The sequence below is a fragment of the Rathayibacter sp. AY2B3 genome (assembly GCF_002931755.1).
GTDB lineage: Bacteria > Actinomycetota > Actinomycetes > Actinomycetales > Microbacteriaceae > Rathayibacter.
The window spans coordinates 163,548-184,604 of record NZ_PSUG01000001.1 but is presented as its reverse complement, the minus strand read 5'-3'; the positions used below and the strand labels follow the sequence as shown (position 1 = coordinate 184,604).

The window sequence follows — 21,057 nt, the reverse complement described above, 5'->3', positions numbered from 1 at the left end:
CCGTGGCTCTCGGAGCGCTGCCCGACTACCCCTGGGACCTGATGGCGCCCTTCGCCCGCACCGCGGCGGAGCACCCCGGCGGGATCGTCGACCTGTCGATCGGCTCGCCGGTGGACCCGACACCCGCTCCCATCCGCGATGCGCTCGCCCGCGCGACGGACTCGCACGCGTACCCCACGACCGTGGGCACCCCCGCTCTGCGCGAGGCGATCGCCGCCTGGTACGCGCGGCGCCGCGGGGTCGAGGGCCTCGGGGTCGACGAGGTCCTGCCGACGATCGGCTCCAAAGAGCTCGTCGCCTGGCTGCCCTTCCTCCTCGGGCTCGGGGAGGGGGACGTGGTCGTGCATCCGCGCGCCGCCTACCCGACGTACGCGATGGGCGCGGCGATCGCCGGGGCCGGGGCGCTCGCCTCCGACGACCCCGCCGAGTGGCCCGGGACGACCCGCCTGGTCTGGCTCAACTCTCCCGGCAACCCCGACGGCGCCGTGCTCGACGTGCCCGCCCTGCAGCGCGCCGTCGCCCGGGCCCGTGAGCTGGGTGCCGTGATCGCCGGGGACGAGTGCTACGCCGAGCTCGGCTGGGACGGCCGCTGGGCCGACGAGCCGATCCCGAGCGTCCTCGACCCGCGCGTCGTGGGCGAGGACCGCACCGGGGTCCTCGGCGTCTACTCGCTGAGCAAGCAGTCGAACCTCGCCGGCTACCGCGCCGCCTTCGTCGCCGGGGACGCGTCCCTGATCGCGCGCCTGGTGACCGTCCGCAAGCACGCGGGCATGATCGTGCCCGGTCCGCTGCAGGAGGCGATGATCGTCGCCCTCGCCGACGACGAGCACGTCGCCGCGCAGAAGGAGCGCTACCGCTCCCGCCGCGACCGCCTCCGGCCCGCCCTCGAGTCCGCGGGCTTCCGGATCGACCGCAGCGAGGCCGGCCTCTACCTGTGGGCGACCGAGGGCCGCCCGGCCTGGGAGTCCATCGACCGGCTCGCCCGCCTCGGCGTCCTCGCGGGCCCCGGCGTCTTCTACGGCGACGGCTTCCCCGAGCACGTCCGCCTCTCGCTGACGGCCTCCGACGAGCGGATCGACGCGGCCGTCGAGCGCCTGTCCGGCGGCCTCTGAGGCGCTCGACGCACCCGATCCTGGCGGGTTCCGACAAGGCCCCGGGCCCAGCGCTGGGCGATGTCACAGTGCCCCCGCTTTGCCCATAGGCTGTATGTGGTTCGGTCGACGGCGCCTCGCGAGGCCCCGGCTGCACCACGATCCAGACCCGGCGCCGCCCGCTCCGCGCGAGCGCTTCCGGGGTGCGACCGCGACGACCTGGGAGGCGTTGTGACCGAATCCGGCACGCAGAGCGACGGAACCGCGACGGTGGGCTCCACGGAGTCCGCGACCGGGAGCGCCACGACGCCGCCTCCCGCGCCGGCGGAGCAGGAGCTCCCCGAGAAGGTCACGCTCACCTTCGGCGACCGCACCGCGGACTTCCCGGTCCTGCGGAGCGTCGACGGCTCCTCGAGCATCGACTTCTCGACGCTGTCGAAGCAGACCGGTCTCATGTCGCTCGACTACGGCTTCGTGAACACGGCGGCCACCAAGTCGCAGATCACCTACATCGACGGCGACCAGGGGATCCTCCGCTACCGCGGCTACCCGATCGAGGAGGTGGCCACCAGTGCGACCTACCTCGAGGTGGCCTGGCTCCTCATCTACGGCGAGCTGCCGACCGCCGACGAGCTCGCGGGCTTCGACGAGCGGATCCGCCGCCACACGCTCCTCCACGAGGACCTCAAGCGCTTCTTCGACGCGCTCCCGCACAGCGCGCACCCCATGTCGGTGCTCTCGGCCGGAGTGTCGGCCCTGTCGACGTACTACGAGGACAGCTCCAACCCGAAGGACCCGGAGGCGGTGGAGCTCACCACCATCCGCCTCCTGGCGAAGCTGCCCGTGATGGCGGCGTACGCCCACAAGAAGGCGATCGGCCAGGCGTTCCTCTACCCGGACAACTCGCTGAGCTTCGTCGACAACTTCCTCCGCCTCAACTTCGGCACGATGGCCGAGCAGTACCAGGTCGACCCGGTGCTCTCGAAGGCGCTCGACCGCCTCCTGATCCTCCACGAGGACCACGAGCAGAACGCGTCGACGTCGACCGTCCGCCTCGTCGGCTCCACCGAGGCGAACCTCTACGCCTCCGTGTCGGCCGGCATCAACGCCCTGTTCGGCCCGCTGCACGGCGGAGCGAACGAGGCGGTGCTCACCATGCTCGGCCGGATCCGCGAGTCGGGCGAGAGCGTGTCGACCTTCGTCGAGCGGGTGAAGAACAAGGAGGAGGGCGTGCGCCTGATGGGCTTCGGCCACCGGGTGTACAAGAACTACGACCCGCGCGCGAAGCTGGTCAAGGAGAGCGCCTCGGAGGTCCTGCAGGCCCTCGGCGTGAAGGACCCGCTGCTCGACATCGCGATGGAGCTCGAGGCCCTCGCGCTCGAGGACGACTACTTCAAGGAGCGGCGCCTCTACCCGAACGTCGACTTCTACACGGGCGTCATCTACAAGGCGATGGGCTTCCCGACCCGGATGTTCACCGTGCTCTTCGCGATCGGCCGCCTGCCCGGCTGGATCGCGCACTGGCGCGAGATGAACACCGACAAGCAGACCAAGATCGGCCGCCCGCAGCAGCTCTACATGGGCTCGCCCGAGCGCCACTGGCCGACCGACCGCTGACCGCGTATCGAGACCTCGCGTCCGTCCTGTTCGCGAGGTCCCGTCCGCTCCCGCCTGGACCTTGTCAGCCCTTTGCTGGTCGAGTAGTCCGCGCAGCGGACGTATCGAGACCTCGCGTCCGTGCTGTTCGCGAGGTCCCGTCCGCTCCCGCCTGGACCAGATCCGTCCCTTGCTGGTCGAGTAGTCCGCGCAGCGGACGTATCGAGACCTCCTCCACAGGCGCGCTCTCCTGCGTCCTCTCCCCGATCGGCGCCGAAGACACGGACGTGGGCGACCTCGATCGCCATGCTCGGGCTCATGCCTTCCGTCTACATCCCGGAATGCTCCGATGGCAGCTACTACGTCGGAAGCACTCGCACTCTCGCCCACCGTGTCGACGCCCACATGATGGGCCTCGGGGCTGCCTACACTCGCTCCCGACTCCCGGTCCGGCTCCTCTGGCACGAGGAGTTCGAGAACATCGCCGAGGCGTTCTGGTGGGAGAAGCGGATCCAGAACTGGAGCAGGGCCAAGCGGGAGGCCCTGATGCGTGGCGACTACACCGCGTTGCGTCGTGCAGCGAAGAAGCGGTTCGAGCCCCGGGCGCCGGTCGATGAGGCGGAGTGATCGTCTCGCGCTGCGTGGGAGACGGCGATACGCCGCTCAGGGCGATGCTCGACCGAATGGCGGCTTATTGGTGGGTCTCGATACGCCGCCTGCGGCGGCTACTCGACCAGCAAGGGTTCCGAGTGAGCGTGGGGGTGGGGGTGGGTCTCGATACGCCGCCTGGGGCGGCTACTCGACCAGCAAGGGCGCCTGGGGCGGCTGCTCGACCGGCAAGGTGTCGACCTGCAGGGTGGCCGGGCGGGCGCGCGCCGGCGGGGTCAGGCGTGCAGGGCGGCGTTCAGCTCGATGCCGGCGCCGGTGCGGGGGAGGACCTCGACGGCGCCGGTGAGGGAGTTGCGACGGAAGAGCAGGTTCGGCACGCCCGAGAGCTGCACGGCCTTCACGGTCTGCGGGGCGCCGTCGGCGTGCGGCGCTCCGCCGACCACGACCACCTTGGTGCCGGCGGTCACGTAGAGGCCGGCCTCGACGACGGTGTCGTCGCCGAGGGAGATGCCGATGCCCGAGTTCGCACCCAGCAGCGCCCGCGCGCCGATCGAGACGCGCTGCACTCCTCCGCCCGAGAGAGTGCCCATGATGGAGGCGCCGCCGCCGATGTCCGAGCCGTCGCCGACCACGACGCCCTGCGAGATGCGCCCCTCGACCATCGAGCTGCCGAGGGTCCCGGCGTTGAAGTTGACGAAGCCCTCGTGCATGACCGTGGTGCCGGGCGCCAGGTGCGCCCCGAGCCGGACGCGCGAGGTGTCCGCGATGCGCACCTTCGCGGGGGTGACGTAGTCGGTCAGCCGCGGGAACTTGTCGATCCCGGTGGCCTGGATGCCGTGGCGGCGGAGCGAGGGGCGCAGGCGGGTGAACGACTCCGGCGAGACCGGACCGGCGTTCGTCCACACCACGTTCGGCAGGTGGGCGAAGACGCCGTCCAGGTTCACCTCGTTCGGGCGGACCAGGAGGTGCGAGAGCAGGTGCAGACGCAGGTAGGCGTCGGACGTGGAGGCGGGCGGCGCCTGCACGTCGATCTGCAGCGTGACCACGTCGATCCGGACCTCGCGGCGCGGATCCTCGCCGGCCTGCTCCTCGAACTCCGCCGGCACGATCCAGGGGTCGCGGCCCGCCGGGATGGTGCCGAGGCGCGGCTCCGGGAACCAGGTGTCGAGGACGGTGCCGTCGGCGGCCACGGTGGCGAGCCCGTATCCCCAGGCGGAGGCGGGCGCGGAGGAGTCTGCGGAGTGCTCGAGGGTCATGCCGATCAGGGTAGCGCGGAGCGTGCGGCCGCTACCCTGGGGCGCATGGCCGATGCGACCACCGCCCCTCCGCTCGATCTGCGCACCGATCCGGTCGCCCTGACGCGGATCCTCTGCGACATCCCGTCCGTCTCGGGCGATGAGCTCGAGATCGCGGACGCGGTGCAGTGGGCGCTCGAGCAGTACGACCACCTCGAGGTGATCCGCGACGGTCACACCGTCGTGGCGCGCACGAATCTCGGTCTCGCGCAGCGTGTCGTGATCGCCGGGCACCTCGACACCGTGCCGGTGAACGGCAACCTGCCGGTCGTCGCCGAGACGATCGACGGCGTCGAGCACCTCGTCGGCCGCGGGACCGTCGACATGAAGGCGGGAGTGGCCGTGCAGCTCGTCCTCGCCGCCGAGCTCACCGATCCGGCCGTCGACATCACCTGGATGTGGTACGACAACGAGGAGGTGGCGGCGGACCTCAACGGACTGGGCCGCCTCTCCCGCCACCGCCCCGATCTCTTCTCCGCCGATTTCGCCGTCCTCGGCGAGCCGACGAGCGGCGCTGTGGAGGGCGGCTGCAACGGAACCCTGCGGGTCGACGTGGTGACCCGCGGCGTCCGAGCCCACTCCGCCCGCAGCTGGGTCGGCGAGAACGCGATCCACGCCGCCGCACCCGTCCTGGACCGCCTCGCCGCCTACGAGCCGCGCGAGGTCGAGGTCGAGGGGCTGGTGTACCGGGAGGGTGTCAACGCCGTCCGGATCACCGCCGGGGTCGCGGGCAACGTGATCCCCGACCTCTGCACGGTGCAGGTGAACTACCGCTTCGCGCCCGACCGCTCCGGGGAGGAGGCGCTCGCCCACCTGCAGGAGCTGTTCGAGGGCTTCGAGGTGACGGTGGACGATCTGGCCGAGGGGGCCCGCCCGGGCCTGGACGCGCCTCTCGCTCAGGCCTTCCTCGCGGCCGTCGGAGCGGAGGCGAAGCCGAAGTACGGCTGGACGGACGTCGCCCGGTTCTCCGCCCTGGGCATCCCCGCGGTCAACTACGGGCCCGGCGATCCGCTCCGCGCCCACGCCGACGACGAGCGCGTGGCGGTGCACGAGATCACCGAGTGCGCCGAGAGCCTGCGTCGCTGGCTGACAGCGTCCTCGTGAGCGCGACCGCCACGGCCGTCCCCGTCCGCCTCCGCCTGCGCCTGGTCCCGTGGTGGGCGCGGGTCCTCCTGGTGTACGTCGCGACCCGTGTGATCACGACCGTGATCCTGCTGCAGTTCGCTGCGCACCAGCTCGCGAACCCGTGGACCGGGCCCTCCCCGTCCTACTCGGCGTTCGCGTCGATGTGGGACGGCCGCTGGTACGAGATCATCGCGGCCACCGGCTACCCCGGCTTCCTGCCGATCACGCAGGACGGGCACGTGGGGGAGAACGCCTGGGCGTTCATGCCTCTCTATCCCGGTGTCGTGAAGGTGCTGATGGCGGTCACGGGCCTCACCTGGGCTCCGGCGGCCGTCACCGTCTCCGTGCTCTGCGGAGCCGGCACCTGCCTCGTCCTGTATCGCCTCTTCCGGCACTCCCTCGGCGAGTCGCAGTCGCTGACGGCGGTGCTGCTGTTCTGCGTGGCGCCGACTTCGCCGCTGATGCAGCTCGCCTACGCGGAGTCGATGGCGATGCTCCTGACCGCGATCACGCTCCTCCTCCTGGTGCGGCGCCGCTGGCTCGCGGTCGTGCCGGTGGTGCTGCTGCTGGGCCTGACGCGGCCGAGCGGGCTCGCCTTCGCCGCCGCGCTCGGCCTCTACGTCGTCTACCGGTCCGTCCGGCGCCGCACGGAGCCGTTCCCGCGGTCGGAGTGGCTGCCGGCCCTGGGGCTGACGGCGTGGGGGCTCGTGGTCGGCTTCCTCTGGCCCGCCGTGGCGTGGGCCGTCACCGGGTCGATGACCGCGTACACCGACACCGAGCTGGCCTGGCGCGCGGTCTACATCGGCTACCAGGAGCTGCTCCCGCTGACCCCGTGGTTCCAGGGCGGCGCCTGGTGGGGCTCGTGGTGGTTCGGGGCTCCGGCCGTGGGCGTCGTGCTGGTGATGCTCCTGCTGGCGGCGTTCGTCGGCGTCCTCGCCGCACCGTGGACGCGGAGGCTGGATCTCTTCAGCCGGGCCTGGGTCGCCGGGTACGGCGTCTACCTGCTGGCCTTCTTCTTCCCGCAGTCGAGCACCTTCCGGCTGCTGGGCCCGATGTTCCCGCTCGTCGGAGCGCTGGCGGTCCCGCGCTCGCCGGTCTTCCGCGTCGCGCTGGTCCTGCTCGGGATCGGCGGCCAGATCGTCTGGATCTCGCTGTGCTGGGCCGTCGCCGGATCGGACTGGACTCCGCCGTGATCGCTCCGCGCGTGCAGCCGGCGCGGTGCCCCTCCGGGGACTCCCGACTCCCGCGCGGGTATGCTCGTCGGAATGTCTCCCCTCACGCCAGCCGGTGAGCCGCGACACGCGTCGCCCCTCCTTCGGCCGACACGCCGGCGAGCCGCGGCGACTCCCGCCCGCCCCCCGCTGACGACTCCCTCCGCCTCCTCGACGGACCGCGGGCCGCTCGCGTGAGCGCCACCGCGATCGCGCCGGAGACGGAGGGCGCCTCCCCGCCCCGCTCCCGCTGGTCCGTGCTCCGGAGGATCCCGTGGTGGATCCAGGTGCTCCTGGTCTTCGCCGTGTCCCGGGTCGTCACGACCGTGATCATGCTCCGGGTCGGCGCCGTGCGTCAGGGCGTCGAGTGGACGGGACTCCGCGACACCTACGTCCGGTTCGCGACGACGTGGGACGGCGGCTGGTACGAGCGGATCGGGATGACGGGGTACCCGTCGGTCCTGCCGCTCTCGCCGTCCGGAGCCGTCGAGCAGAACCCCTGGGCGTTCATGCCCGTCTACCCGTTCACCGTCCGCGGCCTGATGAACATCACCGGGCTCGACTGGGCGAACGCGGCCGTGCTCGTCGCCCTGGTCTGCAGTGCAGCCGCGTGCCTGGTGATCTACCGGCTGTTCCGCGTCTCGCTCAGCGAGGGCCAGGCGCTGATGGGGATCGTCTTCTTCTGCGTCGCTCCGACGTCGCCGATCCTGCAGATCGGCTACGCGGAGTCCGGCGGCATCCTCCTGACGGCCGTGCTGCTCCTCCTGCTGGTGCGCCGCAAGTGGATCTGGACGTTCCCCGTCGTGCTGGTCGTGGGGCTCCTGCGCCCGAGCGGTCTCGCGATCGCGGCGATGACGGGCCTCTACTTCCTCTACCGCGTCTGGCGCCACGTGCGCGGCACCGAGCCGTTCGCCCGCCGGGAGTTCGCCTTCACGGTGTCCCTCACGGTCTGGTCCCTCGCGGTCGGCTTCGCCTGGCTTCTCATCGCCTGGGCGGTCACCGGCTCCTTCACCGCATACACCGACACCGAGCTCGCCTGGCGCAGCGTCTTCATCGGCGAGGGCGAGCTCATCCCGTTCACCTCCTGGTTCGCCGGCGGAGGCTGGTGGGGAGGCCTCTGGTTCGGCTCGCCGATCACGGGGATGGGCATCACCGTCGTGGTGGTGCTCGGATTCCTGGCGATCCTGTTCTCGCGGGCCACGCGCAGCCTCGACGTCTTCTCGCGGCTCTGGGTCGGCGGCTACGCGATCTACCTCTTCGCGTTCTTCTACCCGCAGTCGAGCACGTTCCGCATCCTGATGCCGATGTTCCCGCTGGCCGGGGCGCTCGCGGTGCCGCGGTCGACCCTCCTGAGGGTGTTCGTGGTGGCCGCATCGATCGTCGGGCAGATCGTCTGGGTGCTCCTGTGCTGGGTGTTCACCCCGGGCGACTGGTCTCCGCCGTGATCGGCTGACGCCCGACTTCCGGGCGCGGTTCGGATCACCCCCGCGGATGCACGATAATAGAGGGATACGTCACGAAAGGGGAACTCTATGGCGGCCATGAAGCCGAGGACCGGAGACGGACCGATGGAGGCTGTTAAGGAGGGCCGACTCATCGTCGTGCGCGTTCCGCTCGAAGGAGGCGGACGCCTCGTCGTCTCGGTCAACGATGCAGAGGCGAAAGAGCTGCACGACGCGCTCGCGTCGGTGGTGTCTCCCGCCTGATCCGCACCGTCGTGAACGCCCGTCGCACACCGTGCGGCGGGCGTTCCGTCTGTCTCGGGGGAGCAGCGCTCGTCAGGCGCGGCGCTTGTTGGCCTGCAGCAGGCCGTCGCCGATCGGCGAGAGCACGCTGACCACGGCGGGGGAGGCGCAGACCTCGGCCACCAGCGTGCGGAACGCGGTCGCGATCTCGTCGCGCTGAGCGGGGTTGGCCACGCGTCCGCGCCACAGCGCGTGGGGGACGAGGACCGTCCCGCCCGGGCGGACGAGCCGCAGCGCGTGCTCGACGTTCTCGATGACCTGCAGCGGATCGCCGTCGACGAAGACGATGTCGTAGGAGTTCTCGTTCATCCGCGGCAGCACCTCGAGGGCGCGGCCCGGGATGAGCCGGAGCCGGTTGGGCGAGATGCCCGCCTCGTGGAACTGCGCGCGCGCGTGCTGCTGATGCACCGCCTCGGAGTCGATCGAGGTGAGCATGGCCTCGGGGGCGCCGTCGAGCAGCCACAGGCCGCTCACTCCGGTGCCGGTGCCGATCTCGATGATGGAGGTCGCGCGGGCCGCCGCGGCGACCAGCGCGGCCTGCGCGCCGATGGAGGGGGAGACGGCGTCGATGCCCAGTTCGACCGAGAGCCGGCGGGCCGAGGCGATGGCCTCCGACTCGACGACCGCGTCCTCGGCGTACTTCCAGTTGGCATCCTTGTCGGACACGGGGGCGCTCCTCTGATCGGTGCACCGGGCGGATCGCGCCCGGGCATCGTCAGGGTACGGTGGCGCGCGGGCTCCGCGAGGGAGGCGCGGCGGGTTAGTGTTGTCCTCGTGTTCGGTCTGACGTTCGACAAGCTCCTCATCATCGGGGTCATCGCCGTCTTCGTGCTGGGTCCCGACCGCCTCCCGCACTACGCCGCCCAGCTCGGGCAGCTCGTGCGCAAGGTGCGCGGATTCGCCACGCAGGCCAGGGAGCGCGTCAAGGACGAGATGGGCGACGAGTTCAACGACGTCGACTGGAAGAAGCTCGACCCGCGTCAGTACGATCCCCGCCGCATCATCCGCGACGCCCTGCTCGAGGACGATCCGGCCCCCACGGTGAAGCCGCCCACCGCTGTCGCCGCTCCGGTCGTGCCGGGCGGAACCGGCTCGGCGCAGGACAGCTACTACACGACGATGCAGCGCTCCGTCTCGTCCGGAACGCTCTCGAGCGTCGCTCCGCCGCCGATCGACTCCGAAGCCACCTGACCCCTGCTCCGCGAGGAGCACCGGGAAGGCGTCTCGACCGACGCCGCCCGAACGAAGGGGTGCGGAGGAGTCAGCCGACGGCGAGCGGGAGCCGACGGCCGGTCAGTCCTCGCGGCCGCGCGGCGAGCGTCGCCGCCAGGGCGTCGATCGCCCGGGCAGCAGGATCCTCCGGATCGCCGACGACGACGGGCACGCCCTCGTCGCCCCGCGCCCGCAGCGCCACGGAGATCGGCAGCGACGCGAGCAGCGGCACCTCGTCGCCCGCCGTGGTGAGCCGACGCGCGACCTCGGCTCCGCCTCCGCTGCCGAAGAGCTCCAGTACCGAGCCGTCGGGCTGGGGGAGCCCGGACATGTTCTCGACCACTCCGATGATGCGCTGACCCGACTGGCGGGCGAGCGCCCCGCTGCGCTCGGCCACGTCGGCGGCCGCCGGCTGCGGAGTGGTGACGATCAGCACCTCCGCGTGCGGGAGCAGCTGCCCGATCGAGATCGCCACGTCCCCCGTCCCCGGAGGCAGATCGAGCAGGAGCACGTCGAGGTCGCCGAAGTACACGTCGGTGAGGAACTGGGAGATCGTGCGGTGCAGCATGGGCCCGCGCCACGAGACGGCGGCCCCTCGGGTGTCGCCCTCGAGGAACATCCCGATCGAGATGACCTTCACGCCGTGCGCCACCGGCGGCAGCATCAGCTCGCCGACGCGGGTGGGCCCCGCGACGCGCCCGTCGTGCATCAGCCCGAGCAGGCCGGGGATGGAGAAGCCGTGCACGTCGGCGTCCACCAGGCCGACCGCGAGCCCCCGCTGGGCGAGGGCGACCGCGAGGTTGGCGGTGACGGTCGACTTGCCGACACCGCCCTTGCCGCTGGTGACCGCGTAGACGCGAGTGAGCGAGTCCGGGCCGAAGGGCATGCTCCGGCGGCCGCCCTGGAGGCGCTCGGTGAGGGCGGTGCGCTGCGCCGGCGTCATGACTCCGACCACGACGTCGACGGCCGTGACTCCGGGAGCCGAGGCCGCGGCCTCGCGGACGTCGCGCTCGATCGCGGAGGCGGCGGGGCAGCCGACGATGGTCAGTCGGATCGCGACGCGGACCGCGCCGTCGACGGCCGCCTCGACCGACTCGAGCATGTCGAGCTCGGTGATGGGCTTCCGGATCTCCGGATCGACGACGCGCGCGAGAGCCGCCCTGACGGCGGTCTCGGTCGCGGCGACGTCAGGCATCACGCCGCTCGGGCGCCTGCGCCCGATCCTTCTCGAGCTCCTCGAGCAGGCCGCGCAGCTCCGAGCGGATGAAGTCCTTGCTCGCCATGTCGCGGATCGCCAGGCGCAGGGCCACGACCTCGCGCGCGAGGTACTCGGTGTCCGCGAGGTTGCGCTCGGCCCGCTGCCGGTCCTGCTCGATCTGCACGCGGTCGCGGTCGTCCTGGCGGTTCTGCGCGAGCAGCAGCAGCGGCGCCGCGTAGGAGGCCTGCAGCGAGAGGATCAGCGTCAGCACGGTGAAGCCGAGGGCCTGCGAGTCGAAGCGCGCGTCCGCGGGCCCGTAGGTGTTGAACATCAGCCAGAAGACGCAGAAGATCGTCATCCCGACCAGGAACCACGGCGTGCCCATCCCGCGGGCGAACGACTCGGTCAGCCGGCCGAAGCGGTCGCTGCTCGGGCGGTTCCGCCGCGAGAGGACGCGGGTGCGCAGCCCCTTCGGGGCGTCCAGGCGCCGGTCCTGCTTGCTGTCCCTAGCCACGCGCGCCCCTCCGTCCCCGTCGTGTCCTGCCTGTCGCCGCGGGTGCCGGCGGCACGAGCGGGACGCCCTGCGTCGCCGTCGTCACCGGCTTCCTCGGTTCGTCGTCGTCGCCGTGGCTGCGCCAGTCGTCGGGGAGGAGGTAGTCGAGGACGTCGTCGATGGTCACCACGCCGACGAGGCGGTGGGACGCGTCGACGACCGGCACCGAGACGAGGTTGTAGCTGGCCAGGATCCGGGCGACCTCGGCCGCCGAGGTCTCGGGCGTGATCGGGTCCATGCTCTGGTCGAGCAGGGTGCCGAGGCGCTCGTGCGGCGGGTAGCGGAGCATCCGCTGGAAGTGCACCATCCCGAGGAAGCGGCCGGTCGGCGGCTCGTAGGGGGGCAGCGTGACGCAGACGGCGGCCCCGAGGGCCGGGGCGAGCTCGTGGCGGCGGATGAGGGCGAGCCCCTCGGCGACGGTCGCCTCGGAGGAGACGATGATCGGCTCCGTCGTCATCAGACCGCCGGCGGACTCCGGAGCGTAGGTGAGGAGCATGCGGACGTCGTCCGCCTCCTCGGGCTCCATCAGCTCCAGGAGCGCCTCGCCGCGCTCCTCCGAGAGCTGCGCGATCAGGTCGGCCGCGTCGTCCGGCTGCATCTGGTCGAGCACGTCGGCGGCACGGTCGTCGTCCAGCCGGCCGAGGATCTCGACCTGCTCGCTCTCGGGCATCTCCTCGAGCACGTCCGCGAGGCGGTCGTCCGAGAGCTCGCCGGCGACCTCGAGCATCCGCTGCTGCGGCAGGTCGAGGAGGGTGCTGGCGAGGTCGGCGGGCTTGAGCTCGGAGAGGCTGGCGACGTACTGCTCGGCGGACTGGGCCTCGGTCGAGACGCTCTCGCGGACCTCGCGCCAGCCGGCGAAGGCGGTCGCGCCCTTGGCGAAGGGGGAGGGGCTGGTCTTGGGCCGGCGGACGAAGAGCTGCGCGAGCTCCCACTCGCCGGGAGCGGCCTCCTCGATCGCGACGTCCTCGACGACCGCGTCACCGGAGCCGTCCACGAAGCTCACCCGGCGGCCGAGGAGCTCGGCGATGACGCGGACCTCGCCGCCCCGCTGCTCGAAGCGGCGCACGTTGATGAGCCCGGTGGTGATGATCTGGCCGCTGCCGATGCTGGTGACCCGGCCGATCGACACGAAGACGCGACGGCGCCCGGGGATCTCGACCACCAGGCCGACCACGCGCGGGGCGTCGTTCTGCCGGTAGACCAGGAGCACGTCGCGCACCTTGCCGACGCGGTCGCCCGCCGGGTCGAAGACACTGCATCCGGCCAAGCGCGCGACGAAGACTCTGGCGGAACTCACGGCTACAAACCTAGTGCCGTGCAGCCGGGCGGACGCCGAGCGTTCCCGGCCCGCCCTCGGCCGGTTCTCCGAATCCGTTCAGAGACCTTCAAGAGGCCTGTGCGATTCTGTCCGGGTGACTCAGCAGACGCCGTTCAACGGCCGAGGGCCGGCCTTCCCCACGATCCCGCGCGGGGAGATCCTCGCCACGTTCGACACGTACCAGGAGGCGCAGGCCGCCGTGGACGTGCTCGCCCGCGCCGACTTCCCCGTGCGCCAGCTCGCCATCATCGGCAACGAGCTCAAGAGCGTCGAGCGGGTGACCGGCAAGCTGACCTGGGGCCGTGTCGCCCTCGCCGGAGCGGCCTCCGGCGCGTGGCTCGGCGTGTTCCTGGGCCTCCTGCTCATCATCTTCTCGCCGACGACGGAGTTCTCCTTCCTCATCGCGGCGGTGCTGCTGGGCGCCGGCTTCGGAATGCTCTTCGGGCTCGCCTCCTACGCCGTGAACCGCCGCCGTCGGGACTTCACCTCGACCATGCAGGTGATCGCGACCAGCTACTCCGTGCTCGTGGACCCCGAGGTGGTCAACCGCGCGCGCAACCTGCTCGACGGCACCGCCCCGGCAGAGGCTCCGCAGGCGGCCTGGGCTCCGCCGCCCGCCGCGGTCGGCGACCCGCAGCCGCAGCCCGTCCGCCCCGAGGACGACCCGCGCTGACGATCCTCCACGAAGGCCCCCGGTCCGCCGGGGGCCTTCGTCGTTCCCGGGCGGGGCGGCTCAGGCGGAGCCGACCGGCGGGAGGACGATGTCGACCGCGAGACCGCGGGGGGAGCGGTTGACCAAGGCGACCGTCCCGCCGGCCGAGAGCACGGTGGTGTGCACCAGGGCCAGTCCCAGACCGCTGCCGCCGGAGGCGAGGGTCCGGGAGTCGTCCGGCCGGGAGAAGCGGTCGAAGGCGACCGGGATGAAGGTGTCGGGCATCCCCGGTCCGTCGTCCGAGACGCTGAGCATCAGGCGCCCGTCCGCCTGCGAGAGGGAGGCGACGATCATGCCGCCGCCGTTCATGGCCTGGATCGCGTTCCTCACGAGGTTGTCGATCACGCGTCCGAAGTCCTGGGACGCGACCGCGTAGAGCCGCGCGGGCTCGCGCTCGTCGATCTCGTAGTCGATCTCCACCCCCGACTCCGAGGCGAGCAGACGCGTGCGGTCCACGGCGCCCACCAGCTCGTCGACGAGTTCGGCGAAGGGAGCGGTCGGGCGGACGGTGCGGCTCTCGATGCGCGAGATGTCGAGCAGGGCGGAGGCGAGGCGCACGAGGCGGTCGACGCTCTTCTGCGCGTCGAGGATGACCCGGTCGACCGCGACGGGGTCGTCGACGCGGTGGTGGGCGATCTCGAGCTGCGCCGAGAGTGCGGCGAGGGGCGTGCGGAGCTCGTGGCTCGCATCCGACACCATCTGCTTCTCGCGGGCCAGCGACGCGGTCTGCTTGGTCAGGAACGCGTTCAGCGTCACGGCGAGCTCGTCGATCTCGTCGCGCGTGCCGACGACCGGGAGCTGGTCGCCCTGCCCGGGCTCGGCGGCGATCTGATCCGCTCGCGCCCGCATCCGGCGCACCGGGGCGAGTGCCGCGCCCGTCAGGATCCACGAGGCGAGCCCGAACGTGACGACGAGGAAGATCGCGGCGTAGACCAGCACGTGGGCGAAGTCGTCGAGGACGAGCTGCGAGGCGGCCTGGTCGCGGGCGGAGGCGACCTGCCAGACGCCGCGGTCGCTCTCGATGGCCGTGAAGCGGACCAGGTAGCTGCCGTTCGCCGTCGTCACGTCGGCGTACCGCGGCGAGGTGTCGGCGGGCTTCTCCGCCAGAGCGCCCAGCACTGCGCCGCTCAGGCGCGAGGGCATGGTCGAGGTGCTGACGCTCCCGTCGGGCGCGAGGGCCAGGAACAGCTGGCCGGTCGACGAGCCCTGCGTGCGCGGGACGTTGCCCGCGGAGATGTCGCGGCGCACCTCGTCCTCGATCGACATCAGGATCGTCCGCTCGCTGCGGTCGACGATGCCGGTGACCACCTGGTAGAAGAGCAGCGCCGCGAGCGCGAAGAGGGCGGTCGCCACCGCCACCGTTCCGACGGTGATCCTCGCGCGGATCGAGAGCGCGCCGACCCGGCGGCGTGCCGTGCTCATCCGCGACACGGGCTACTCGACCGGGCGGAGGAAGTAGCCCTTGCCGCGGACGGTCACGATGCTGACGCCCGTGTCCTCGGTCGGGAGCTTCTTGCGCAGGTAGCTGACGTACTGGTCGACGATGTTGTTGTCGACGATCTCGCCGCCGCCCCAGATCTCCGAGAGGATCCGCTGCCGGGTCACGACGGAGCCGACGGGAGTGATGAGGAGCTTGAGGAGCTCGAGCTCCTTCGGGCTGACGTGGATGCGCGAACCGTCGGCGGTGCGGCGGATGCTCGATCCGTCCACAGTGATGCGTCCGACGTCGATGGAGGTGGACATCAGCGACGGGCTGCGGCGCAGGAGGGCCCGGAGGCGCGCGTTGAGCTCGGTGAACGCGAACGGCTTGGTGAGGTAGTCGTCCGCTCCGGCGTCGAGGCCGAAGACGCGGTCCTCGATCGCGTCCCGCGCGGTCAGCAGCATGATCGGCGTGGGCCGGCCGAGCTCGCGGATCCGGCGGCAGATCTCGAAGCCCGACATCGCCGGGAGCATGACGTCCACGATGGCGGCCGAGAACTCGGCGTTGCTGAACGCGACGAGCGCGTCGATGCCGTTGGTGGTCAGCACGGCCTCGTAGCCGGCGTCTTCGAGGCCGCCGACGAGGGCCTCACCCATGGCTGGATCGTCTTCGACGACAAGGATCTTCACGCGCTCACCCTACGGCCCGGCTCTCAGGAAGACGCACTGCGCGGGCCGTGTGTCGATCGGTTGCGGGATCGACCCATCCGATCGGCGCCGGGCGACGAATGAGGGATGACAGACCGCTCGGGGGCGTGGCGGGAGAGGCGCGATCAGTGTCGCAATTCTACTCTTCTCCCCCCGACTGCTCGATGATATTGTTCGCGAAGTTCACCTCTACCGTCACCCGAAGGCGGCACAAACATGCTCAATATTCTTTCCATCTGGGCGCGTCTCGCGCTGTCGGTCCTCCTGTGGATCGTCCTTCTCCCCGTCATGCTCGTCCTGCTGCCGTTCCGCACGGGCAGGAGCGCCTCGCTCCCCGCCCTGCGACCGGTGCCGGTGCCCGCATCGACGGTGGCGATCGACACCCGGAGCACCAGCGGCGCGTACTAGCCCCGCTTCCCGGGTCGTTCCGGGTCCGACGCCGCGCTCCCGTGAGCTCCGGTGTCGTCCGCCCGCCGATCCTCGACACCCCGAACAGCCGCGCTGCTCTCCGCCAGGAGGGCGCGCGGCTGTTCGTCGTCTCCCGGGTCGATCCCGACTGACCGACAGGTGTTGCTTTGAGCTACTCTCGATCGCGAGCCGCGTCAAGCCCTTCGCAGAATCTCAGGGACTGGCAATACAGTGCTCCCAAATGGTTCACCGATCGGAAGGAACACGGATGCTTCGCGCCACGCTCGACACCGCTGGGATCCAGCTCGATTCGACCACGGGAGTCCCCGTGCGCTCCGACACCCCGGTCTCGGTGGTCGCGTCGGCGCCTCAGAGCCTGATCTCGCGGATGCTCGGACGCCGCCGCTGCGAAGCATGCGGGGCGGCCTCGGCCCGTCGCGACGGCTTCTGCTCGGCCGACTGCGCCGGCACCTTCCACCTCTACGAGTGAGCCCGACCGGCCGAGCGCCGGTGGTGAGCGTCCCGAAGGCCCGTGATCGACGATCGCGGGCCTTCGTGCTGTCCGGGGGGGGGGGCACCGGACGAGAAGCGCTCGTGACGGACTCGGTCGCATCCCGGGTGACGCTGCTCGGCCCGCAGCGGCGAGGGTGCTCCTCGAGGGGCGACCGGCATCGGAGCCGAGCGCTCGCATGCCGGGAAGAGGAGCGGAGGACCGCGGATGTGCCCCCAGTAGGATTCGAACCTACGCCCCTGCCTCCGGAGGGCAGTGCTCTATCCCCTGAGCTATGGGGGCCAGGAGTGCCTGACCACATTAGCACCCGGGCGGGGCGGGCCCCGACGCCGGGAGCGGTCCTCGCGCGTGCCACCATGGAGCCATGCTGCGCACTGTCTCCGCCTCGCTGGATCTGCGTCTGAACGGTCCGACCGACCTCATCTTCCTGGTGGCGGCGACGCCCACCGGCGATGCGTTCGAGGACTCGTTCACCGTCCGGCTCGACGGGCAGGACGTGCCTGTGCGGGAGTTCCCGGCCCGGCACGGCGCGCGGGTGCACCGTGTCGCGGGGAACGAGGGCGACCTGCGTGTCGAGTACCGGGCGCGGGTCGCCGGGCACGGCGCTCCGGACGAGCCGAGCGAGCTCGAGCTGGTGGAGTACCTCCGCCCGAGCCGGTACGCCGAGGCGGACGTGCTCGGCGGCATCGCCCGGCGCGAGTTCGGGCGGGCCCGCGGCTTCGAGGCGCTGACGGCCGTGGAGGAGTGGGTGCACGGCCACCTGTCCTACGTCTACGGGTCGACGGTCGGCACCGGGGGAGCGGCGCAGGTGATCGAGAGCGGCCAGGGCGTGTGCCGCGATTTCGCGCACACGGTCGCCGGGCTCCTCCGCGCCCTCGACATCCCCGCCCGGGTGACGGCGGTCTACGCGCCGGGGCTCGAGCCGCGGGACTTCCACGCGGTCACGGAGGCGTGGGTCGGCGGCGCCTGGCACGTCGTGGACGCGACCCGGCTGGCTCCGCGCGGGTCGATGCTGCGCATCTCGTCGGGCCGGGACACGGCCGACACCGCGTTCCTCAGCAGCTATCTGACGGACCTGCGCCTGACCGGGATGAGCGTGGAGGCGGACTGCGACGCGGCGCTCGTCGACGACCACGTCTCGCCGGTGCGCCTGGGCTGACGCCGGGGTCAGCCGGCGAGGACGCCGATCGCCGACCGCACGAGCGGCTCGGGGTCGCCCGGCTCGACGAAGGAGGCGCTGGACGCCTCGATCCAGTACTCGCCGACGAAGGCGTCCGCGGCGCCCCTCCCCTCGGCCACCTGGTAGTAGCCCTCGATCTCCGGCGGCTTGCCGTAGGTGGGGACGGCCTTGCTGGTGGTGAAGAACTCGTTCTTGAGCGCCTCGATCACCGCGGGGTCGAGGTGGGCCACGGCCAGCTGCAGCTCGGCTCCCGAATCGTCGGACCATCCGCAGACCAGCCCGTCGTACTGGGCGATCTCCTCGGAGACCGCGGTGGTCTCGATGCCGTCGTCCGGGGAGAATCCGCCCCAGAGGCCCGCGAGCGCCGAGGCCGGGACCAGCTGCTCGCAGGCGAGGGGGATCGGCGTGCCGCTGACGGCACCGCTCGCGCTGGGCTCCGGATCGGCCGCGGGGGAGCAGCCGCAGAGAGCCGCCGCGGCGAGGGCGACGAGGAGGAGGGCGGCGGGACGGCGCATGCGTCGCACCCTAGCAACGCCGCCCTGCTGAGCGGCTCCGCGGTGCAGGAGAGACGGAGGGCGCGGGCGCGGCGGCCGGTAGAATCGCTCCCCGTGACTCCCGAACAGCTCGCCGCCTCCCTGCACGCCCTCGTCCTCGACGCCGTGCAGCGACGGGGGAGCGACGCGGGCGTCGAGCTCTCGGACGTCGTGCTGGAGCGCCCGAAGAACCGGGACCACGGCGACTGGGCCTCGAACATCGCGATGAAGCTCGCGAAGCGGGTCGGCGCGAATCCGCGCGAGCTCGCCGCCGAGCTGGCCGAGGGGCTCGGCGCGGCCGAGGGCGTCGCCTCGGTCGAGGTCGCCGGTCCCGGCTTCCTCAACGTCCGGCTCGAAGCCGCGGCCGCGGGCGCCCTGGCCGGCGCCGTCGTCGAGGCGGGCGAGGCCTACGGCACCGGATCCGCCTACGCCGGCGTGCGGATGAACCTCGAGTTCGTCTCCGCCAACCCCACCGGCCCCATCCACATCGGCGGGACGCGCTGGGCGGCGGTCGGCGACAGCCTGGCCCGGATGCTCCTCTCGCAGGGCGCCGAGGTGACCCGCGAGTACTACTTCAACGACCACGGCGCGCAGATCGACCGCTTCACGCGGAGCCTGCTCGCCGCCCACCGCGGCGAGCCGACCCCGGAGGACGGCTACGGCGGCGCCTACATCGGCGACATCGCCGAGCGCGTCGCCGCCGCCTACCCGGGCGACCTCGCCGTCCTGCCCGAGGAGGAGCTCGCCGAGACCTTCCGCTCGATCGGGGTCGAGCTGATGTTCGGCGAGATCAAGCAGAGCCTGCACGAGTTCGGCGTCGACTTCGACGTGTACTTCCACGAGAACTCCCTGCACGAGTCGCGCGCCGTCGACCGCGCGATCGAGCGCCTCCGCGAGCTCGGGCACATCTTCGAGGCGGACGGCGCCACCTGGCTGCGCACCACCTCGTTCGGCGACGACCGCGACCGCGTCATCATCAAGAGCGACGGGGAGGCGGCCTACATCGCGGGCGACCTCGCCTACTACCTCGACAAGCGCGAGCGCGGCTTCGACCGGGCGATCATCATGCTCGGCGCCGACCACCACGGCTACATCGGCCGGATGATGGCGATGTGCGCGGCGTTCGGCGACACCCCGGGCGTGAACCTCGAGATCCTGATCGGCCAGCTGGTCAACCTGCTCCGCGACGGCGAGGCGGTCCGGATGTCCAAGCGGGCGGGGACCGTCGTCACGATGGAGGACCTCACGGAGGCCGTCGGCGTGGACGCCGCGCGCTACTCGCTGGTGCGCTCCTCCGCCGACTCGACCCTCGACATCGACCTCGACCTGCTGACCAAGCGGAGCAACGACAACCCCGTCTACTACGTGCAGTACGCCCACGCGCGCACCCGCCAGGTCGCGGCGAAGGCCGCGGCGTCGGGCGTCCCCGTCGAGCCGTTCGCGCCCGAGACGCTGGTGCACCCGACCGAGTCGGCGCTGCTCGGCGGCCTCCAGGAGTTCCCGCGCATCGTGGCGCACGCCGCGGAGCTGCGCGAGCCGCACCGCGTCGCGCGGTACCTCGAGGAGGTCGCCGGGCTCTACCACCGCTGGTACGACAACTGCCGGGTCGTGCCGCAGGGCGAGGATCCGGTCGAGGCCGTGCACTCGACCCGGCTGCGCCTGAACGAGGCGACCGGGCAGGTGCTCCGCAACGGGCTCTCGCTCCTGGGCGTCACCGCTCCGGACCGGATGTGAGCGCGTCGGTGGCGGTGCCGCGGCGCCGGCGCGGGGGACGCGCGGTCGTGGTGGTCGTCGTGGTGCTGGTGCTGCTCGTGGTCGCGGCGGTGGTGGGCGACTCGCTCGCTCGCCGCGCCGTCGCCGACCGCGCCGCCGCGAGCCTCCGCGAGGCGCTCGCGCTGCCCGCGGACCGGGCGGTGGACGTCGACGTCGCCGGCTGGGCCGTGCTCCCGCAGCTCGTCTCGGGGCGACTGGACCGGCTCGACCTGAGCAGCTCGGACGTGACCTTCGGCGAGCTCGACGGCGATGTGACCGCGACCCTGATCGGCGTGCCGGTGAGCGGAGTCGGAGCAGTCGAGTCCGGCAGCACGACGGTCGCGATCGACGCGGCCTCGGTCGCGCGGCTCGTGACCGAGCGCAGCGCCGTGCCGGTCGACGAGGTGACCCTGGACGCTCCGCTCGTGCGCGTGACCGCCTCCGTCGAGGTGCTCGGCCTCCGGCTCGGCGCGGGCGTCGGGATGGAGCTCGCCGCCGTGGACGGAGCCATCCGGCTGACCCCGGCCGAGGTCTCCGCCGCCGGAGCGACCTTCTCGGCGACCGACTTCCGCGACCGCTTCGGCGCCGTCTCCGGCGACCTGCTCGCTCCGTCCTCCGTGTGCATCGCGGACTCGGTGCCGCGAGGGCTGACGCTGACCGGTGTCGAGGTCGCCGACGAGTCGCTGAACGCGAGCTTCGCACTCTCTCCGACGTTCCTCAGCGACCCCGCCGAGCAGGAACCGGGCACCTGCGCCTGAGCCCGCGCGGCGCCGCCGCCCCGGACCGGTAGGATCGGAGCCCTGTGCCGGCGTCTTCCGCGGGCCGAACACTGACATCGCTGGCTTCAGGGGTCAATCCGGACCCGCTCGCCCCGCAGTGAC

Annotated in this window: 22 protein-coding genes and 1 tRNA gene; 14 read left to right on the top strand and 9 right to left on the bottom strand. The window is 71.9% G+C overall.

Translation table 11 applies throughout. The annotated features are described in order from the left end of the window. Positions 1 to 2: 2 nt before the first annotated feature. The 3 genes from dapC to C5C24_RS00820 all read left to right on the top strand — a co-directional run bounded on the left by dapC (position 3) and on the right by C5C24_RS00820 (position 3,314). Positions 3 to 1,112 (top strand): succinyldiaminopimelate transaminase, encoded by a 1,110-nt coding sequence (dapC, locus tag C5C24_RS00830; RefSeq protein WP_104304057.1) that lies wholly within the window; start codon positions 3 to 5, stop codon positions 1,110 to 1,112. Between the two features lie 210 nt (positions 1,113 to 1,322). Continuing rightward, positions 1,323 to 2,708, top strand: a complete 1,386-nt coding sequence (locus tag C5C24_RS00825) for a citrate synthase (RefSeq protein ID WP_258064996.1) — start codon at positions 1,323 to 1,325, stop codon at positions 2,706 to 2,708. Positions 2,709 to 3,005: 297 nt separating this feature from the next. Then, complete coding sequence (locus C5C24_RS00820; protein WP_219812804.1) at positions 3,006 to 3,314, top strand: GIY-YIG nuclease family protein; 309 nt, start codon at positions 3,006 to 3,008, stop codon at positions 3,312 to 3,314. A gap of 257 nt (positions 3,315 to 3,571) precedes the next feature. Here C5C24_RS00820 and dapD read toward each other — a convergent pair whose 3' ends face one another. Beyond that, entirely contained in the window at positions 3,572 to 4,552 is a 981-nt protein-coding gene (dapD, locus tag C5C24_RS00815; RefSeq protein WP_104277234.1) for a 2,3,4,5-tetrahydropyridine-2,6-dicarboxylate N-succinyltransferase, read from the bottom strand. Between the two features lie 45 nt (positions 4,553 to 4,597). Here dapD and dapE point away from each other — a divergent pair, with 45 nt between their 5' ends. The 4 genes from dapE to C5C24_RS00795 all read left to right on the top strand — a co-directional run bounded on the left by dapE (position 4,598) and on the right by C5C24_RS00795 (position 8,633). Next, positions 4,598 to 5,695, top strand: coding sequence for a succinyl-diaminopimelate desuccinylase (dapE, locus tag C5C24_RS00810; RefSeq protein ID WP_104277235.1), 1,098 nt, complete (start codon positions 4,598 to 4,600; stop codon positions 5,693 to 5,695). Next, complete coding sequence (locus C5C24_RS00805) at positions 5,692 to 6,909, top strand: hypothetical protein (RefSeq protein ID WP_258064995.1); 1,218 nt, start codon at positions 5,692 to 5,694, stop codon at positions 6,907 to 6,909. Before dapE ends, C5C24_RS00805 begins: the two co-directional genes overlap by 4 nt. Before the next feature lie 212 nt (positions 6,910 to 7,121). Continuing rightward, entirely contained in the window at positions 7,122 to 8,372 is a 1,251-nt protein-coding gene (locus tag C5C24_RS00800; protein WP_104304055.1) for a hypothetical protein, read from the top strand. A gap of 87 nt (positions 8,373 to 8,459) precedes the next feature. Next, positions 8,460 to 8,633 (top strand): DUF3117 domain-containing protein, encoded by a 174-nt coding sequence (locus C5C24_RS00795; protein WP_068208299.1) that lies wholly within the window; start codon positions 8,460 to 8,462, stop codon positions 8,631 to 8,633. Between the two features lie 72 nt (positions 8,634 to 8,705). On the opposite strand, the gene C5C24_RS00790 is transcribed toward C5C24_RS00795, so the two are convergent. Next, complete coding sequence (locus tag C5C24_RS00790; RefSeq protein WP_104222989.1) at positions 8,706 to 9,338, bottom strand: O-methyltransferase; 633 nt, start codon at positions 9,336 to 9,338, stop codon at positions 8,706 to 8,708. A 108-nt stretch (positions 9,339 to 9,446) separates the two neighbouring features. Between C5C24_RS00790 and C5C24_RS00785 the strand changes: the two genes are divergently transcribed. Then, on the top strand, positions 9,447 to 9,863 hold the full coding sequence (locus C5C24_RS00785) for a twin-arginine translocase TatA/TatE family subunit (RefSeq protein ID WP_146076468.1): 417 nt from the start codon (positions 9,447 to 9,449) through the stop codon (positions 9,861 to 9,863). 70 nt (positions 9,864 to 9,933) lie between these two features. On the opposite strand, the gene C5C24_RS00780 is transcribed toward C5C24_RS00785, so the two are convergent. From C5C24_RS00780 to C5C24_RS00770, 3 genes are read right to left on the bottom strand one after another with little or no spacing between them, the layout of a single operon-like run. Beyond that, positions 9,934 to 11,079 carry an Mrp/NBP35 family ATP-binding protein gene (locus C5C24_RS00780; RefSeq protein ID WP_104304054.1) on the bottom strand — a complete coding sequence of 382 codons (1,146 nt, stop codon included), beginning with the start codon at positions 11,077 to 11,079 and terminating at the stop codon, positions 9,934 to 9,936. Continuing rightward, positions 11,072 to 11,596: a DUF1003 domain-containing protein gene (locus C5C24_RS00775; protein ID WP_104277239.1), complete on the bottom strand. Its 525-nt coding sequence runs from the start codon at positions 11,594 to 11,596 to the stop codon at positions 11,072 to 11,074. The genes C5C24_RS00780 and C5C24_RS00775 overlap by 8 nt, the downstream gene beginning before the upstream one ends. Beyond that, positions 11,589 to 12,932: a magnesium transporter MgtE N-terminal domain-containing protein gene (locus tag C5C24_RS00770; RefSeq protein WP_104225554.1), complete on the bottom strand. Its 1,344-nt coding sequence runs from the start codon at positions 12,930 to 12,932 to the stop codon at positions 11,589 to 11,591. The genes C5C24_RS00775 and C5C24_RS00770 overlap by 8 nt, the downstream gene beginning before the upstream one ends. A gap of 115 nt (positions 12,933 to 13,047) precedes the next feature. Here C5C24_RS00770 and C5C24_RS00765 point away from each other — a divergent pair, with 115 nt between their 5' ends. Continuing rightward, the gene (locus tag C5C24_RS00765; RefSeq protein WP_104277240.1) at positions 13,048 to 13,626 is read left to right on the top strand and encodes a general stress protein; all 579 of its coding nucleotides are present in this window, start codon (positions 13,048 to 13,050) and stop codon (positions 13,624 to 13,626) included. Positions 13,627 to 13,686: 60 nt separating this feature from the next. Here the strand turns inward: C5C24_RS00765 and C5C24_RS00760 are convergent, their stop codons facing one another. Together C5C24_RS00760 and C5C24_RS00755 are read right to left on the bottom strand one after the other, a co-directional pair. Continuing rightward, entirely contained in the window at positions 13,687 to 15,087 is a 1,401-nt protein-coding gene (locus tag C5C24_RS00760; protein WP_146082486.1) for a cell wall metabolism sensor histidine kinase WalK, read from the bottom strand. A gap of 12 nt (positions 15,088 to 15,099) precedes the next feature. Next, a complete protein-coding gene (locus tag C5C24_RS00755) occupies positions 15,100 to 15,774 on the bottom strand; it encodes a response regulator transcription factor (protein ID WP_258059273.1) in 675 nt (224 codons plus the stop codon). Between the two features lie 234 nt (positions 15,775 to 16,008). Between C5C24_RS00755 and C5C24_RS00750 the strand changes: the two genes are divergently transcribed. Together C5C24_RS00750 and C5C24_RS00745 are read left to right on the top strand one after the other, a co-directional pair. Next, complete coding sequence (locus C5C24_RS00750) at positions 16,009 to 16,200, top strand: hypothetical protein (protein ID WP_104249560.1); 192 nt, start codon at positions 16,009 to 16,011, stop codon at positions 16,198 to 16,200. 268 nt (positions 16,201 to 16,468) lie between these two features. Continuing rightward, the gene (locus tag C5C24_RS00745) at positions 16,469 to 16,690 is read left to right on the top strand and encodes a hypothetical protein (RefSeq protein ID WP_104304053.1); all 222 of its coding nucleotides are present in this window, start codon (positions 16,469 to 16,471) and stop codon (positions 16,688 to 16,690) included. Between the two features lie 231 nt (positions 16,691 to 16,921). On the opposite strand, the gene C5C24_RS00740 is transcribed toward C5C24_RS00745, so the two are convergent. Next, positions 16,922 to 16,993, bottom strand: a tRNA-Arg gene (locus C5C24_RS00740). 82 nt (positions 16,994 to 17,075) lie between these two features. On the opposite strand from C5C24_RS00740, the gene C5C24_RS00735 reads away from it, so the two are divergent. Then, positions 17,076 to 17,870, top strand: coding sequence for a transglutaminase family protein (locus C5C24_RS00735; RefSeq protein WP_104304052.1), 795 nt, complete (start codon positions 17,076 to 17,078; stop codon positions 17,868 to 17,870). Between the two features lie 8 nt (positions 17,871 to 17,878). Here the strand turns inward: C5C24_RS00735 and C5C24_RS00730 are convergent, their stop codons facing one another. Further along, positions 17,879 to 18,406 (bottom strand): hypothetical protein, encoded by a 528-nt coding sequence (locus C5C24_RS00730; RefSeq protein ID WP_104277095.1) that lies wholly within the window; start codon positions 18,404 to 18,406, stop codon positions 17,879 to 17,881. A gap of 93 nt (positions 18,407 to 18,499) precedes the next feature. On the opposite strand from C5C24_RS00730, the gene argS reads away from it, so the two are divergent. Beyond that, entirely contained in the window at positions 18,500 to 20,158 is a 1,659-nt protein-coding gene (gene argS, locus C5C24_RS00725) for an arginine--tRNA ligase (RefSeq protein WP_104277096.1), read from the top strand. Further along, positions 20,155 to 20,934 (top strand): LmeA family phospholipid-binding protein, encoded by a 780-nt coding sequence (locus tag C5C24_RS00720; RefSeq protein WP_104277097.1) that lies wholly within the window; start codon positions 20,155 to 20,157, stop codon positions 20,932 to 20,934. Before argS ends, C5C24_RS00720 begins: the two co-directional genes overlap by 4 nt. Positions 20,935 to 21,057 lie beyond the last annotated feature (123 nt).